The organism is Nonomuraea sp. CA-143628 (assembly GCF_050942315.1).
Taxonomy (GTDB): domain Bacteria; phylum Actinomycetota; class Actinomycetes; order Streptosporangiales; family Streptosporangiaceae; genus Nonomuraea.
This window is the reverse complement of record NZ_CP192072.1, coordinates 11,516,574-11,532,291: the sequence shown is the minus strand read 5'-3', so window position 1 is coordinate 11,532,291 and position 15,718 is coordinate 11,516,574. Positions and strand designations below refer to the sequence as shown.

Below are 15,718 nucleotides of genomic sequence, written 5' to 3'. Positions count from 1 at the left end.
AGTGCCGTCTGCACAGCCCCCTTCTAGGCTTTCGTCCGTGGCAGAGCAGCGACGCATCCTCCTGGTCGAGGACGACGAGACCATCGCCCTGGCCGTACGGAACCGGCTGGCGGCCGAGGGGTTCGATGTCAGGGTGGCGGGGGACGGGGAGACGGCCCTGACCGAGTACGGCAGGGCGGAGCCCGATCTGGTGATCCTGGACCGGCTGCTGCCGGGACTCGACGGGCTGGAGGTGTGCCGCCGGATGCAGGCGGCCCGGCCGGTGCCGGTGCTCATGCTGACCGCGCTCGGTGAGGAGACCGACGTGCTGGTCGGGCTCGGGGTGGGCGCGGACGACTACCTGGCCAAGCCGTTCAGCATGCGCGAACTGGTGGCCCGGATCCACGCGCTGCTGCGCCGGGTCGAGCGGGCCGTCCAGCTCGCCTCCGAGGACACGGTGATCAGGGTGGGCGAGGTGGAGATCGACACCGCGGCCCGCCGGGTGTTCGTCCGCGGCGCCGAGGCGCAGCTCACCAGGACGGAGTTCGACCTGCTGCGTCGCCTGGCCGAGCGGCCCGGCCAGGTCTTCGAGCGCGACCGGCTGCTGTCGGACGTGTGGGGCTTCTCCGAGGCCGCCGCGACCAGGACCGTGGACAGCCACGTACGCGCGTTACGCCGCAAGCTCGGCTCCGGCGTCGTTCGCACGGTGCACGGCGTCGGCTACGCGCTGGTCCGCCGATGAGGCAGCCGCTCGACTTCCTCGGCCGCATCAAGGTCAAGCTCGGCCTGGTGATCGTGCTGGCCGTGGGCACCGCCTTCCTGGTCAACGAGGTCGGCATCAACTCCGGCCTCTCCCGGCCCATCCGGATCGTGGTCGCGCTGATCCTCGCCCTGATCATGGTGCAGGTGCTCGCCATGGGCATGACCAAGCCGCTGCGCCAGATGGCCAGGGCCGCTCAGACCATCGCCAAGGGCCGCTACACGCTGCGCGTCCGCGCCACCTCGCGCGACGAGGTCGGCGAGCTGGCCAGGGCGTTCAACGCGATGGCGGCCGACCTCGGCGAGGTCGACCGGCAACGGCGCGAGCTCGTCGCGAACGTCAGCCACGAGCTGCGCACCCCCATCACCGGCCTGCGCGCCGTCCTGGAGAACGTCGTCGACGGTGTCTCCGCGGCCGACCCGGTCACCATGAAGACCGCGCTCGCCCAGACCGAACGGCTCGGCCGGCTCGTGGCGCAACTGCTCGACCTGTCACGGCTCGACTCGGGCGTACGCCTCATGGAACCGGAAGCGGTCGAGCTCGCACCGCTGCTGGAGCAGGCCGTACGCGAGGCCGCGCTGGCGCGGGAGGACGTCCGGCTCACCCCGGTGGTCCCCGCCGACCTCGTCGTACGCGCCGACCCCGACCTGCTCGCCCAGGTCCTGGCGAACCTGCTCGACAACGCGGTACGCCACAGCCCGCCCGGCGGCTCGGTCACCGTGACGGGCGCGCCCGCCGGCGACGGGGTCCGCATCGCCATCGCCGACCAGGGGCCGGGGATCCCCGCCTCGGCTCACGGGCGGGTGTTCGAGCGCTTCTCCCGGCTGGACGCGGGGCGGACGGCGGACGGCGGGGGTGCCGGGCTGGGGCTGGCGATCGTGAAGGAGATCGTCGAACTGCACGGCGGTTCGATCCACATCGACGACTGCGCGGGGTGCCGCATGATCGTCGATCTACCAGGGAGGACCATCATGGCGGATACGCCATTAGAACCTGTTTCGGGGGCCGGCGAAGGGGTGCCGTCCGTTGCGGCGGGTGATGCTCTGGCCGAGTCGGAGGTTCTCGCTGCGGCGGTCGGTGGGGTTGAGCCGGGTCTGTCTGAGGCGCGGGCCACGGGGGATGTGGAGGCCACGCCGGAGACCGAGACGGTGGGGCAGGCGGTGCTCGCGGCTTCGTCGGCTCAGGAGCCGGAGTCACCGGTCCCGTCGGCCCCACCGGTCCCGTCGGCCCAGCCGGTCCCATCGGCTTTGTCGGACTCGTTGGCGCACCTGGTCGCGCTGGCTCAGCCGGTGGTCTCGGCTCAGCCGGTGGTCTCGGCTCAGCCGGCGGTCTCGGGTCAGCCGGTCGCTCTGGCTTCGACGGGGGGTTCGCCGGGGATTTCGTCGGGGGTTTCGCCGTCGTCGGCGCAGGCGGCCATGTCGGCGGTGCCGGTGTCTGCCGGGCGGCTTGCGCGGATGGTCGGGGGAGGAGTCATCGGACTGCTTCTCGGGTTCCTGGTCGGGTTGTTCGCGGCCGTGTTCGTCAGTGTGGCCTTGGGCAGCGACACGGCCGCGCTCATCACGCTCGTGCTGGTCACCGCGCTCATCGGGGCCGTCGGGGTGTCTCTGGGGGCAGGCACCGGGCGACGGGCTGCCGGTGCCTTGCCGTACCAGCCCGCTGCCCCGCCCTACCGGCCCGCTCAGGGTCGGTCGCCGGGCCAGCCGTACCAGGGGCCGGGTCAGCCTGGTCCGCAGGTCCACACGCCGCAGGTTCACGGGCCGCAAGTCCCTGGTCCGCAGGTCCCTGGTCCGCAGGGGCACGGGCCGCAGGTGCACGGGCCGCAGTCACCGCCTCCGCCGTACGTCCCGCCGCCGCTCTTCCCGCGCCCCGACCTGCCCGAGACGCCGCGCTGGCTGCTGCCGGCGGCGGCGGGGGCCGGCGTGTTCACGGCCGTGGCGTTGCCGGACGCGCAGGTGGGGCTGGGCATCGTCCTGGTCACGATGGTGCTGGGCGCCGCGGCGCTGCCCGCGGTGCTGCGGCGGATCACGCCGTGGACGGTGTTGTTCGGTCTGACCGCCTACTGGCTGATCGCGATGGCCGCCGTACGCGACGCCGACTGGCTGGTCGGGATCCTGTTCATGGCCGGGTGCGGGCTGCTGGCGCTGGCCGTCTCCGGGGCGGGGTTCGGCTGGCTGGGCGTGATCAGGGGCGGTGTGTCGGTGCTGCTCGCGCTGGGGCCGGTGCCATGGTTCCTGGCCAAGCCGCTGAAGCGGCTGACCGCCAAGCGGCGCATCCTGCCCATGGTCGCGGCGCTGGGCATCACGGCGGTGTTGCTGGTGGTGTTCGGCCTGCTGTTCGCCTCGGCCGACGCGGTGTTCGCCACCTACCTGGAGCGCCTGACCGCGACCCCGGACTGGGCCGAGTCGGTGCCGCTGCGGATCTTCCTGTTCGTGGTCGGGGCCGTACTGCTCGCCGCCGTGGTGCTGGTCGCCCTGCGGCCCGTGGTGGATCCGGTCGGGCCCGAGGTCAAGTTCGGCGTGTCCAGGAGCGTGTGGGTGGTGCCGCTGACCGCGGTGAACCTGCTGTTCGCGGCGTTCGTGGCCGTACAGATCACCGTGCTGTTCGGCGGCGACTCCTGGGTGCTGAAGACCGCCGGTCTCACCTACGCCGAGTACGCCCGGCAGGGCTTCTTCCAGCTCGTCGTCGTCAGCGTGTTCGTGATGTGCATCGTCGCCGTCGTGGCCGGGCTGCTCCGGACCGAGCGGCGCGAACGCTGGCTGCTGGCCGGCCAGCTCGGCGTGCTCTGCGCCCTCACCATGGTCGTGCTGGCCTCCGCGCTGCACCGCATGGACCTCTACACCGAGGCGTACGGCCTGTCCCGGCTGCGCCTGTCGGTGCAGGCCACGGTGTGGTGGCTGGGCGCGCTGTTCGCCCTGGTCATACTGGCGGGCGCGGCCCGGCTGGCCGGTCGCGGCTCTGGCTGGCTGCCCCGCACGATCGTGCTGGTCACGGGGCTCGGACTGGGCGCGTTCGCGATCGTCAACCCGGACTTCCAGGTGGCCCAGACACAGGTGGTGGTACGCGGGCCGGCCAAGCTGGACGCGGACTACCTGGGCGACCTCGGCGCGGAAGCCGTACCGGCCCTGGACCGGCTCCCGGAGCCGCAACGCAGCTGCGTACTGACCGACGTGATCAAGGCCAACGGCCTGAACCGGCCGGACGCCTGGAACGGCTGGAACCTGGCCAGGTCGCAGGCCCGCGAACTGCTCGCCAAGCGCCCGGTCGCGACCACGACCACGGGCTGCGACCGCCCGGAGCCCCGGGTCTCCGACTGACGGGCCGGTGGTCCTAGCAGTGCGGATTGGCGGCCCGGTAACCGTGCTTGAACGTCTTCGACCGGCCCTTGAAGTGCATCTTCACGCACCGGTGGAACCTGGCCGCGTCCTTGGCGCCCTGCCTCTTGCCCTGGTGCCTGCTCTTGGCGCGTCCGGACGTACCGCCCCCGCCGCAGCCGGCGTGCTTCCGGCCCACCGCCCAGCCGACCTTGTAGCCGAGTCTGTAGTCCAGCTGGCCCGAGGCCGGGTGCTTGCCTGGGTGGGAGGGCTGGCACCGTACGCCGTTGGCGTAGCCGTCGGAGTAGCCCTTCGGGCAGCCCTGGCCCTTGCCGTCGCACGGGTTCAGCCGTGTCGACAGGGCCGCCGTACGGGTGGCCGGGACCGCCGCGGTGAAGCCCTGATGCAGGGCGAGGGCGGCGACAAGAGCCGATCCGAGGACGACGAGCGCGCCTCTTTCGATCATGACCTTCTCCGTCTCCGGCGAAGAGCACGGCCAGGTGTCCCGCCTCGAGCAACGAGCGTCTTGAGGTAATTCCCGCTCATATAGTGGACAAATAGCCATGTAGCGCATTAACCATCTCAAGCTTGATCAAAAGTGATCATGTTCTGTTTTGTCAGCCGTTCGAGTCGGCTGCGGGTTTCTTGGGCAGGACCGCAGCCGCGCGGTACCTGCTGGATCATGTTTAATCCTTGAGTGGCTTTCGATGTGATCATCAGCGGCGGACACGTGCTCGACGGGACGGGGGCGCCGCCTTACCGAGCCGATTTGGCGATCGCCGGCGACCGGGTCGCCGCCGTGGGCCGCCTCGACGGCGCGGAGGCCGCCTCCGTCATCGACGCGAGCGGACGGTTCGTCGCACCGGGGTTCATCGACTGCCACGCCCATGGCGACGCGGCCGTCTTCGACCCCGCCGTACAGTTGGCGACGCTTCGCCAGGGGGTGACCACATTCGTACTGGGACAGGATGGCCTGTCCTTCGCCCCCGGCTCCGCCGACACCGTCGCGTACGCCGAACGCTACTTCGCGGCGGTGAACGGCCCTCTTCCTCATGACGCGCGCGGGCTGTCGGTCGCCGAGCTGCTCCAGGGGTACGACCGCGCGGTCGCGCTCAACACCGCCTACCTGATCCCGCACGGCACGATCCGCTACGACGTCATGGGCCCCTCCTCAGGCGCTCCCACACGCGACGAGCTGACCCGCCTGCTCGCCCACGTCGAACGTGGCCTGGCGGACGGCGCGGTCGGACTGTCGAGCGGCCTGGAGTACCTACCGGGCCGCTACGCCTCCGTCGCGGAACTGGCCGCCCTGTGCGCACCCCTCGCGGGCCTGCCGTACGTCACCCACATGCGGGCCTACGGCGAGCGAGCCGACGTAGGCATGTCGGAGGTCGTCGAGATAGCCCAGCGATCCGGTACGGCCGTGCACATCTCCCACCTGCACGGACCCGCCGACGTCCTGCTCCCCCTGGTGGAGGAGGCGCTGTCCGGGGGCGTGGACGTGACCTTCGACTCCTACCCCTACCTGCGCGGCAACACCATCCTGGCGATGGTCGTCCTGCCGCCCGAGGTCCCGGGCGCCGAGCCGGACCGCGCTCTGGAGATGCTGTCGTCCGGGGAGCTCGACGCCTGGTGGCCGGAGCTGGCGCGGACCTGGCCGCGCCTGACCATCTCCCACGCCCCCGGCCTGGAGTGGGCGGAGGGCCTGGGCATGGTCGAGGCGGCCGAGCGGGCGGGCTTGGCGCCGCATGAGTTCTGCCGCCGCCTGCTCATCGAGACCCGCCTGGAGGCGGGCTGCGTGACGGCCCGTCCCGACGAGGGGCCGGAGGGGGAGGAGTCGGTACGCCGCGTGCTGCGCCACCCTTCGCACACGGGCGGCTCGGACGGCATCTACGTGGGCGGCCACCCGCATCCGCGCGGCTTCGGCGCGTTCGCCCGCTTCCTGGGACGGCACGTGCGCGAGCTGGGCGACTGGACATGGGGGCAGGCCGCCGTCCACCTGTCGTCGCACCCGGCGCGACGCTTCGGTCTGACGGACCGCGGCCTGCTCCGGCGCGGCTTCGCGGCCGACGTGGTGGTGATCGATCCGGCGACGGTGACGGACCTGGCCACGTACGAGACTCCGCGCACCCCGGCGAGGGGAGTGGACGACGTCCTCGTGTCGGGGGTGCCCGTGCTGGCGAACGGCGTCTTGACGGGCAGGACTCCGGGACGAGCACTGCGCCCGTAACCGGCCGACGCCCCCTGGAACCACGGACGGGGCCCAGAACGCGCACGTCACGGCGCCCAGCCACCTCCACCGGAGGAGCGTGTCCCTGGACAGGGCCCGGCCCCGTGTGGTGGGTGGGGCTCACCGGGCTTGCCGTACAAGATCGAAAAAAATCGGCGCCCAGCCACCTCCTCGCTGGACGGGACCCGCCCGGCTTGCCCACAAAAAAGGGACACCAGTGAGATAGGGTCAGGCGCGGACAAATGGGGGTGTTGTGCAGGGAATCCACGAACACAATCGGTCCGTCTTCGACGGTGCCACCCTCCCTCTGATGCTCGTGCATCAGGAGGCGCTGGAGCACAACATCGCGACCATGGCCGCCTTCGCCCGCGATCACGGCATGGAGCTGGCACCGCACGCCAAGACGCACATGTCCCGAGAGATCGCCACCATGCAGCTCGAAGCGGGCGCATGGGCGCTCACTGTGGCGACGGCGCGGCAGGCGATGGCGGTGCGCGAGTTCGGCGCGGCCAGGGTCATGGTGGCCAACCAGATGGTGGACCCGGCCGGGCTGGAGTGGGCGGCGACGGAGCTGGCCGCCGACCCGGGCTTCGACTTCCTGTCCTTCGTGGATTCTGTGGCCGGGGTGGACATCCTGGCCCGGCATGCCTCGACGCGGCCGTTCAGCGTGCTGGTCGAGCTCGGGCATGAGGGCGGGCGGGCCGGTTGCCGGACGCTGGACCAGCTGCTGGAGGTGGCCGCGCACGTGCAGCGGACCGACGGGGTGGAGCTGGCGGGTGTCGCCGGGTACGAAGGGGCGCTGAAGACGGCGCCCGAGGTCCGGAAATATCTGTATCTGTTGCAGGATGCCGCCGAGCACATCCGCGTCAAGAACCCCATCCTGACCGTCGGCGGCAGCCAGTGGTTCGACGTGATCGGGCGCGAGCTCGTCACCACCCAGGCCAGGATCGTCCTGCGCGCCGGAGCGTACGTCACCCACGACGACGGCTACTACCGCGAGCGCACGCCCTTCAACCGCGTCCCTGGCGAGCTGCGGCCCGCGCTGGAGGTGTGGGCGCACGTGCTGTCCACGCCCGAGCCGGGGCTGGCGATCGTCGGCCTGGGCAAGCGCGACGCGCCGTACGACGAGGGCCTGCCCGTTCCCCGGCGCGGCGGCGTCACGATCGTGAAGATGCAGGACCAGCACACGGTCGTCCGCGCCGACGGGCTCAAGCCGGGCGATCTGCTCGCCTTCGGCATCTCGCACCCGTGCACCGCGTTCGACAAGTGGCGCACGCTCCCGGTGGTCGACCGCGACTACCGCCGCGTCGGCACAATAAGCACCCATTTTGGCTAGGGAGATGTTGTGAAGAAGGAATTGAGGACCACCGAGGGCGCGGCCCCGGTCGGCGCGTACTCCCAAGGTCTGGTCGTCGGCGACTTCGTCTACACCTCGGGCGCGGGGCCGCTCGACCCGCAGACCGGTGAGGTCGTCGGCGACGACGTGGCCGCCCAGACCCACCAGACCATGCGCAACCTCGGCGCCATCCTCGCCGCCCACGGCCTCGGCTTCGACGACGTGGTCAAGGCCACGGTCCACCTGCAGCATCTCAAGCGCGACTTCGCCGCCTACAACGAGGTGTACAAGTCGTACTTCAGCCAGCCGTACCCGGTCCGCACGACCGTCGGCTCGGACCTGATGGACATCCTGGTGGAGATCGACTTCGTCGCGCACAAGAGCGCGTAAGGTCGGTCCGTGGACAGTTCGGTGTACGTCTTCGTCGAAGATCTACGCGGCGAGGGCGTCGAGCGGGTGCTCGACAGGATCAGCGGGTATGGCGTGGCGGGCGTGACCGTCGGCGCCGTACACCATGCCTCCCGCGACGTCACCCCACACGGACTGTCCAGACTCACGCTCCGCCACGACGGCGCCCACTTCGTCCCGCCGGCCGACCTGTTCTCCGGTCTGCGGCTCAGGCCGACGGCCGGATACCAGAACGCGCTCGACGGCCTGCGCGAAGCCTGTTCGGAGCGAGGGCTGAAGCTCCATGGCTGGACGGTTTTCCTGCGCAATGCCACGATCGGCACCCAGCATCCAGATGTGACCGTGCGCGACTGTTTCGGAGATCGCGGCTCGCTCACCGACCTGTGCCCGGCGCATCCCGATGTGCGACAGTACGCCGTCGCGTTGGCCAGGGCGGTCGCCCGGCTCGGCGTCGACAGCGTCGTGGCCGAGTCACTGCACTTCAGGCCGCTCAAGCCGCAGCGCTCGTTCGTGCCGCTCGGGCCGATGGACGCCTACCTGTTCGGGCTGTGCTTCTGCGACTACTGCATGCGCCGGGCCACCGACCTGGGCGTCAACGCCGAGGTGGCCCGCGAGGAGTGCGCCCGGATCGTGGGCGGGGTGTTCGACGGCGACCCGCCCGCGCAGGGCGAGGTGACCCGGGCGGCGCTGACGGCGTACGCGGGGCCCGAGGTGGTCGCCTACGCCCGCGCCCGGTCCGAGACCGTCACCACGCTGGTCTCCGAGGTGGCCTCCGCCGTGGCGGACGAGGGCTCCAAGCTGGTGTTCATCGACTCCACCGGCGCCGTCAAGGGCTACACCGACGGGCTGCCCTCGCCCGGCCTGGCCGCGCACGACGCCTGGCAGCTGGGCGTGGATCTGGTGGCGCTCGGCGACCTCGTGCCCGCGTTCGGCGTGCTCGCCTACGCGCGCGACGCCGCCCGGGTGGCCGACGACGTGGGCGCCTACCTGCGGTCGGTGGGCAAGGATCGGGAGGTACGCGCGGTGCTGCGGCCCGGTTATCCCGACAGTGACTCGGCTGATCGGCTGGTCGCGAAGGCGCGGGGGGCCAAGGCGGCGGGGGCGTTGGCGGTGGACTTCTACGCCTATGGGCTGATGTCGTACCCGGTGCTGGACCGCATCCCAGCCGCACTGGCCGAGGCCCTCTGACCGGCGGGGCCGGGCGGCGCGGTGGCGGGCAGCGCCGGATTTATCCCGCTAAGACGTGATGCCACCACCATCGAGTACCACGGACACCGCCTGACGCGCGAATTCGTCCGTGAGCGGCAATCCCCGGAACACCGCCCTGACCCACACCGCCCCGGCCAGCAGATCGACCACGAGCATCGGGTCGACCGACCGCTTCAGCTCGCCCCGCCGTACCGCCCGCTCGAAAACCTGCCGCTCCCGCGCGAACCGGTCCGCGAAGAACCGCCGCGCGTCCAGCTCGGGATGGCGTACGGCGGCGCCGAGCGCGGCCACCGCGATGTCCCTGGCCGGCGGCTGGGTGAGCAGCCGCCGGACCCCCTCCACGAGCGCGACGAGATCGCCGCGCAGGCTCCCCGTGTCCGGCGCCTCGAACTCCAGCGCCTCCGCCTCCACCAGCGCCGCCCCCAGCAGCGCGGCCTTGGACGGCCACCACCGGTAGATCGTCGTCTTGTTGACGCCCGACCGCTCGGCCACGCCCTCGACGGTCAGACCGTCATAGCCCTTCTCCGCGACCAGCAGCAGCGTCGCGTCGAAGATCTCCTGCTGCTTCCTGGGCGCCATGCGCTCATTTTCTCCCGGCGAACGCCGTGATCACGCCCAGCCCCAGGTACACCACACCGCTGAAGAGCCGCAGCCCCCTGGCCCTCCTGACGAGGCGGGCGCCGAGCGCCCCGGCGGTGAACGCGTACACCAGATCGGAGAGCACCCCCAGCACGAGCAGCGTGACACCGAACACCACGATCTGCAGCGCCGGCGACCCCGCCGACGGCTTCACGAACTGCGGCAGCAACGCCAGGAAGAACAGCGTGACCTTGGGGTTGAGCAGATTCACCACCAAGCCTTCAAGGAACACTTTGCCTAGTGGCTGCGCCGGCTGCGGCACCTCTGACTCGGCCGGCTCCTTGCCGGTGAGCGCGCGTACCCCCAGATAGACGAGATAGGCGACTCCCGCCCACTTGACGATCCCGAACAGCGTCGCGGACCTCGTGATCAGGTACGAGAGCCCGGCCGCGGCCGCCACGATGTGCACCAGCGTGCCGGTCTCCACGCCGAACGCGCTGGCCAGTCCCGCCGCCCGGCCCTGGGAGAGGCCCCTGGCGGTGATGTAGAGGTGGTTCGGGCCGGGGATGAGCACCAGCGCGAGCGAGGCGCCCACGAAGAGCACGTACGTGGACCAAGGGATCATGAAATATAAGCGTAAAGCGGCTTTGGCCCGCTGTTGAGAGCCAATCGGGTACCCCGTTCCTGGACCAATCGGAATGTCGGCCAGGCGTGGCATAGTTGCTGCCGTGAAGGGTCTCCTGGTCGGGCGCGCTGCTGAACTGGCGAGACTCGCGCGCGTGCTCGAATCCGCCGCCCTCGGCACCGCCGAGGTGGCGCTCGTCGGCGGCGACGCCGGCATCGGCAAGACCCGGCTGGTGTCCGAGCTGGTCGCCGAGGCCGGTTCCCGTGGCTTCAACGTGCTGGTCGGGCAGTGCGCCGAGCTGGGCGACACGCTGCCCTACCTCCCGCTCGCCGACGCCCTGCGCGGCGCCGAGCCCGCCGTCCGGGAGCAGGCCGCCGCCCATCCCCTGCTCGGCCAGCTGCTGCCGGGCGTGGAGAGCGCGCCTCCGGCAGGGCTCACGCAGCAGCGGCTGTTCGGCTCGCTGCTGGGGCTGCTGGCCGAGGTCCAGCCGGTGCTGTTCGTGATCGAGGACCTGCACTGGGCCGACCGCTCGACCCGTGACCTGCTGGTGTTCCTGAGCCGCATGGTGCAGAGCGAGCGCGTGTGCGTCGTCGGCACCTACCGCACCGACGACCTGCACCGCCGTCACCCCCTGCGGCCGGTGCTGGCCGAGCTGAAGCGCCTGCCCAGCGTCACCCACCTGGAGCTGGGCCCGCTCGACTCCGGCGAGATGTCCGACTACGTGGCGACCTTGGGTGATGTGGACGCTCAGGAGCTCGGCGTGATCGTCACCCGCGCGGGCGGCAACCCGTTCTATGCCGAGGAGCTGTTCGCCGCCGTGGCCGAGGGCGAAACCCTGCCCGACGGGCTGGCCAGCCTGCTGATGTCCCGGGTCGAGGTGCTGTCGGAGCCCGGCCAGCGCGTGCTGCGCGCCGCCGCGGTAGCCGGTCGCCGCGTCGAGGACGAGCTGCTGCGCGAGGTCTCCGGGCTCCCGCTGGCCGACTTCGAGGAGGCCGTACGCGAGATCGTCTCGCGCGGCCTGCTCCGCGTCGACGGCTACGGTTACGCCTTCCGGCACGCCCTGCTCCAGGAAGCCGCCTACACCGACCTGCTGCCCGGAGAGCGCAGCAGACTGCACGCCGACTTCGCCCGACTGCTCACCTCGCCCGCGGAGCTCGCCCACCACCACCTGGCCGGCCACGACCTGGCAGGGGCCCTGGCCGCCTCGGCGAAGGCGGGCAGGCTGGCCGAGCGCCTGGGCGCGCCCGCCGAAGCCCACAGCCACTACGACCGGGCGCTGAGCCTGTGGGACCGAGTCCCCGACGCCGCCGAACTCGCCGGCGAGGGGCGGGCCACCCTGGCCTTCCGCAGCGCCGTGATGGCGGCCGACAGTGGCGACAACCACCGCGCCGTCCAGCAGTTGCGCGCCCTGCCCCCGACCTCCGAGGTCAACGAGCGGCTGGCCTATTACCTGGTCGAGCTCGACGACCAGGTAGGCGCCATCGCCGCGGCCCAACGCGCCGTCGAGGCCGCCGCCGACCAGCTCACCCTCGCCCGAGCCCTGGCCACCCATGCCCGCACTCTCACCTGGTCCGCCTGGCACGCCGAAGCCGAGGACGTGGCCCGCCGCGCCATCGAGACGGCCAGAGCCGCCGGCGCCCGCGACGCGGAAACGGGCGCCCTGCTCACCCTGGCCCTGCACGCCGAGCACGAAGGCGACATGACCCGGGCCCGCTCACTCGCCCAGACCGCCGCCGCCGCGAACACCGGCCACCTGGCCATGGACCTGCGCGCCCGCTTCCACTACGCCCGCATCCTCTACGAGCAGGGCCAGCTCATAGAGGCGGCCGAGATCGCCGACGCGGGCATCCAGCTGGCAGTCGAAACCGGCCTCAACTGGAGCACCTACGGCACCGACCTCCGCTTCCTCCGCTTCCTGATCCACTACGTGGCCGGCGAATGGGACGAGGCCGAGGCCACCGCCGCCGGCTTCGGCTCCCGCGTCGGCACACTGCCGGAGGCGGTCCTGTCATCGTTCGCCCTGTTCGTAGAGGTCGCCCGCGGCCTGCCCGCCGTCGAAGCCCGCCTCAACTGGCTACGCCCGTTCTGGTCCGACCTGCTCGTCGCCTACATGTCCCGAGGCATGGCCGCCGAACACGCCCTCTGGTGCGGGGAGCCCGCCCTCGCCCTGGAACACGTAGAGGCCGCCATGGCCACCCTCGAACCCGGCGAGACAGGCACTTTGCGCGTAGCCGCCATCGGCCTGTGGGCACTAGCCGACCTGGGCCAGGTGGAGGGCGCCGACGACCTCCTCAACCGCGTCCACTTCGCCGTCGAATCCGGCCCAGTAGGCGACCGCGGCCCCATGGGTCCAGAGGGCCAGGCATGGGCCCTGCGAGCGGAGGCCGAATGGCACCGCGTCCACGGCCGCCTCGACGTGGACCTGTGGCGGCGCGTGGTGGCGGCATTCGACTTCGGCTTCGTCTATGAGGCGGCTCGCGCCCGCTGGCGCCTCGCGGAGGCGTTGCTGGCAGCAGGAGCCCGTGCGGAGGCCCAGGCCGAGTGGGACCTGGCTCGGGAGACAGCCGGCAAACTCCGCGCCACACCGTTGGAGACCGCACTGAGCGACTTCGCCCGCCGAGCCCGCTTCACCACCGGCGGTGGCGGCGGGCATGGCGATGGGGGGCTGACGGCGCGGGAGACCGAGGTGCTGCGGCTGGTGGCGGAAGGGCTGACGAACCGGGAGATCGCGGAGCGGCTGTTCATCGCGCAGAAGACGGTGAGTGTGCACGTGTCCAACATCTTGGGCAAGTTGGAGGTCTCTACGCGTACGCAGGCTGCGGCGGAGGCCCGGACGCGCGCGCTGCTGTAGCCCAACGGCCTTGGAGCGAGCCCAACGGCCTTCGCGCGCCCGCTCCTGCCCTATGCTCTCGCGCGGCTGCGCTGGGGACGCATGGCCCTGTGTGCTGCCCTAGCTCTATGGCCCCGCGCGCCTTGTACGGGCCCGAGGGCTCTGCATGCCTGCACGGAACCGAGGGCCCCGTGCGTTTGCACAGGGCCGATGGCCCTACTAACAGCGACCTGGCCGACGGCGACCTGACCAACTAACGGCGATCACCATCGAGGCCGCTTAATCTAAACACTCACTCACTCGTCGGGGCTCAGACCCGGCTTCCCGCCGCAAGATCGCGGACCACCTCAATGAGCTCCGCCGGGTCGAACGGCTTGGTGAGATAGGCGTCAACGCCGATCCCCCGCCCCCGCCTCTTGTCATCGTCCTGCGCCCGCGCCGTGATCAACACGACCTTGATGTGGCTGGTCGCCTCATCGGTACGCAGCTTCTGCGCCGTCACCCAGCCGTCAAGAAACGGCATCATCACGTCAAGCGTGATGACATCGGGCATGACATCGAGCACCCGCTCGAGACAGTCCTGCCCATCGGTGGCGGTGGCGACTTCGAACCCTTCCAGGCTCAAGTTCACCGCGATCAACTGACGGATGACCTCGTCATCGTCCACGACCAGTACCCTGCCAAGAACCTCGCCCACGGCCGCAAAGCTACCCGTAGTGGCGCGGTCACGTGGGGTTTTCCTTGGATGTGTGGCTGGACCTTTATCGTGGTGCGGAGTGGTGGCCCGATACTGGTAGCCTTATCACTCGTTGAGCCCCCTTAGCTCAGGGGATAGAGCACCGGCCTCCGGAGCCGGGTGCGTAGGTTCGAATCCTACAGGGGGCACACGATCTTGACCGGCGGTTTTGGCCGCTGACCAGGGCGAACAGCGTACGAACGGGCGGGCCTCCAGTCTCACGGAGTCCTGCCCGTTCTCGTTGACGCTCGCTGACTGTGGACCAGCTGTGGACCAAGGTCGAGCCTCCCTACAGCTTCGAACAACGCGGCTCCATGTCACCTGTGCTTGCTCAGGGGCGATTGAGGTCAGCGCCAGTCAGCAGATCAGCCAGATGTCGATCCAAAGCGGCGGCCTTGGATCAGTTGAAGGAGATCGCGGCGCCGGCGCTCAGCACTGCAGCCCATCGCCCACCTACCGCCCCGAGCTGCGGCGTGGGTGCCGGTCCCGGGCTGCGGCGGGACTCAGGGCCGCCCGCCGTACGCAATACCCGCCGCCATGGTGTAACCCAAAGGGCAGGGCGCGCCGTCACCTCACTGGGCCTGACAGCCAGGAACCGTGCAGGGCGGCCGATTATGAGCGGATGGGTCGTGAGCTTTCCAGATGGCCTCCACATCAAGGGTGTCCCGCGCCGTACGCAGGCGTTTGAGGGCGTTGTCCGAGAAGCGGCCCAGACGCGTAGAGCTGAATACGAACTCGTGGTAACAAGCTGGATCCGCGTCGATGCCCAAGTGGCGCCTCAGTGCAGTGCACCTAGGTCGGCTTAGGCCAACGTCCTTGGCTAGTTCGGTTGCTGAGCGATGGTACTTCGCTTGAAGATCCACTTCCCTAATGGCTGCGGCGGGCACGGTCTCATCAGCGACGTAACGCACTGGTGGAGCGTCCTGGCTTTTCACGAAGCGCAGCTTGATAAGGAGGCCCTCACCATCCGTGGTGGTAGCCAACTGCTGCAGCCGGGGGAAGACCTCGGCGCGGGGGGATCCTCCACGTATGCCTGCTTGTACCCGGTCGACGTCCTTACTGGAAACGCGAGTGTCCGGTTCAGTGTGAGCCTCCATAGCCAACAGGGTTCGTATCCGGGCTCGCGCCTCGTGCGTCGCACGCCGCCCGGGCTGCAGCAAGGCGGCGATCTGCGTGTACTCCTCGTCCAAGAGAAGCGATAGGTCACGTGGCGGGTCAACGGAGACCGGCAGGACCCGGAGCGGCAGATGGTTGCCGAGCGGTTCCTTGAACACACGCTGGAGTAGGTCGTCGAAAAGCGTCACTGCGGCGCGAGCATGTACGTATAGCAGTTGCTCGGATACCTCATTGAACCAGTGCTGCTCATCATCCCGTAGGGCATCGATTGCCCTAAGCGTGCCAGCATCGAATTCGTTGAGCTTGATGTCGGGGTGCTCCATGACCTTACGCACGCAGGTCTCGAAGCCGAGCGACCGACCGAGGGCTGGGTCGAAAACGCTGATTCCCTTTTGGGCGAGAGCCGCCTTGAGTAACATCTCGAACGAATGCTGAAGGTACAGAAGGACCTTGGTTGTTCTCCCCCGATCGTGCGGGGAGTTGAACGCCTCGGTTGCGATCACCATCGACGAGATGGCCTTCTCCTTGAGGACGCGAGCCTCCTGCCTCAGTCTCACTCACAACCTCGCCTTCCGTACGTCCCAGACAATCTCCAGCAA

The 15,718-nt window shown here is 70.1% G+C and carries 12 protein-coding genes and 1 tRNA gene; 8 read left to right on the top strand and 5 right to left on the bottom strand.

Features of this window, described 5'->3' with window-relative positions; all coding sequences use genetic code 11:
• Nucleotides 1-37 precede the first annotated feature (37 nt).
• Nucleotides 38-721 (top strand): response regulator transcription factor, encoded by a 684-nt coding sequence (locus ACQP2T_RS52095; RefSeq protein ID WP_364001415.1) that lies wholly within the window; start codon nt 38-40, stop codon nt 719-721.
• A complete protein-coding gene (locus ACQP2T_RS52090; protein ID WP_433512219.1) occupies nt 718-4,053 on the top strand; it encodes a DUF4153 domain-containing protein in 3,336 nt (1,111 codons plus the stop codon). Before ACQP2T_RS52095 ends, ACQP2T_RS52090 begins: the two co-directional genes overlap by 4 nt.
• 13 nt (nt 4,054-4,066) lie before the next feature.
• Here the strand turns inward: ACQP2T_RS52090 and ACQP2T_RS52085 are convergent, their stop codons facing one another.
• A complete protein-coding gene (locus tag ACQP2T_RS52085; protein ID WP_433512218.1) occupies nt 4,067-4,516 on the bottom strand; it encodes a hypothetical protein in 450 nt (149 codons plus the stop codon).
• Between the two features lie 231 nt (nt 4,517-4,747).
• On the opposite strand from ACQP2T_RS52085, the gene ACQP2T_RS52080 reads away from it, so the two are divergent.
• The 4 genes from ACQP2T_RS52080 (at nt 4,748) to ACQP2T_RS52065 (ending at nt 9,212) form a co-directional block, all read left to right on the top strand.
• The gene (locus ACQP2T_RS52080) at nt 4,748-6,280 is read left to right on the top strand and encodes an N-acyl-D-amino-acid deacylase family protein (RefSeq protein WP_433512217.1); all 1,533 of its coding nucleotides are present in this window, start codon (nt 4,748-4,750) and stop codon (nt 6,278-6,280) included.
• A gap of 310 nt (nt 6,281-6,590) precedes the next feature.
• Nucleotides 6,591-7,616 carry an alanine racemase gene (locus ACQP2T_RS52075; protein ID WP_433512216.1) on the top strand — a complete coding sequence of 342 codons (1,026 nt, stop codon included), beginning with the start codon at nt 6,591-6,593 and terminating at the stop codon, nt 7,614-7,616.
• A 9-nt stretch (nt 7,617-7,625) separates the two neighbouring features.
• Nucleotides 7,626-8,006 (top strand): RidA family protein, encoded by a 381-nt coding sequence (locus ACQP2T_RS52070; protein ID WP_357941542.1) that lies wholly within the window; start codon nt 7,626-7,628, stop codon nt 8,004-8,006.
• 9 nt (nt 8,007-8,015) lie between these two features.
• A complete protein-coding gene (locus ACQP2T_RS52065) occupies nt 8,016-9,212 on the top strand; it encodes a hypothetical protein (protein WP_358206059.1) in 1,197 nt (398 codons plus the stop codon).
• Between the two features lie 48 nt (nt 9,213-9,260).
• Here the strand turns inward: ACQP2T_RS52065 and ACQP2T_RS52060 are convergent, their stop codons facing one another.
• On the bottom strand, nt 9,261-9,812 hold the full coding sequence (locus ACQP2T_RS52060) for a TetR/AcrR family transcriptional regulator (protein ID WP_433512215.1): 552 nt from the start codon (nt 9,810-9,812) through the stop codon (nt 9,261-9,263).
• A 4-nt stretch (nt 9,813-9,816) separates the two neighbouring features.
• On the bottom strand, nt 9,817-10,437 hold the full coding sequence (locus ACQP2T_RS52055; protein WP_433512214.1) for a LysE family translocator: 621 nt from the start codon (nt 10,435-10,437) through the stop codon (nt 9,817-9,819).
• Between the two features lie 103 nt (nt 10,438-10,540).
• Between ACQP2T_RS52055 and ACQP2T_RS52050 the strand changes: the two genes are divergently transcribed.
• On the top strand, nt 10,541-13,288 hold the full coding sequence (locus tag ACQP2T_RS52050; protein ID WP_433512213.1) for a helix-turn-helix transcriptional regulator: 2,748 nt from the start codon (nt 10,541-10,543) through the stop codon (nt 13,286-13,288).
• Between the two features lie 289 nt (nt 13,289-13,577).
• Here ACQP2T_RS52050 and ACQP2T_RS52045 read toward each other — a convergent pair whose 3' ends face one another.
• Nucleotides 13,578-13,964: a response regulator transcription factor gene (locus ACQP2T_RS52045; RefSeq protein ID WP_433512212.1), complete on the bottom strand. Its 387-nt coding sequence runs from the start codon at nt 13,962-13,964 to the stop codon at nt 13,578-13,580.
• Between the two features lie 116 nt (nt 13,965-14,080).
• On the opposite strand from ACQP2T_RS52045, the gene ACQP2T_RS52040 reads away from it, so the two are divergent.
• Nucleotides 14,081-14,152: transfer RNA gene (locus tag ACQP2T_RS52040), tRNA-Arg, on the top strand.
• Between the two features lie 423 nt (nt 14,153-14,575).
• Here the strand turns inward: ACQP2T_RS52040 and ACQP2T_RS52035 are convergent.
• Nucleotides 14,576-15,676 carry a DUF3644 domain-containing protein gene (locus ACQP2T_RS52035; protein ID WP_433512211.1) on the bottom strand — a complete coding sequence of 367 codons (1,101 nt, stop codon included), beginning with the start codon at nt 15,674-15,676 and terminating at the stop codon, nt 14,576-14,578.
• Nucleotides 15,677-15,718: the final 42 nt, after the last annotated feature.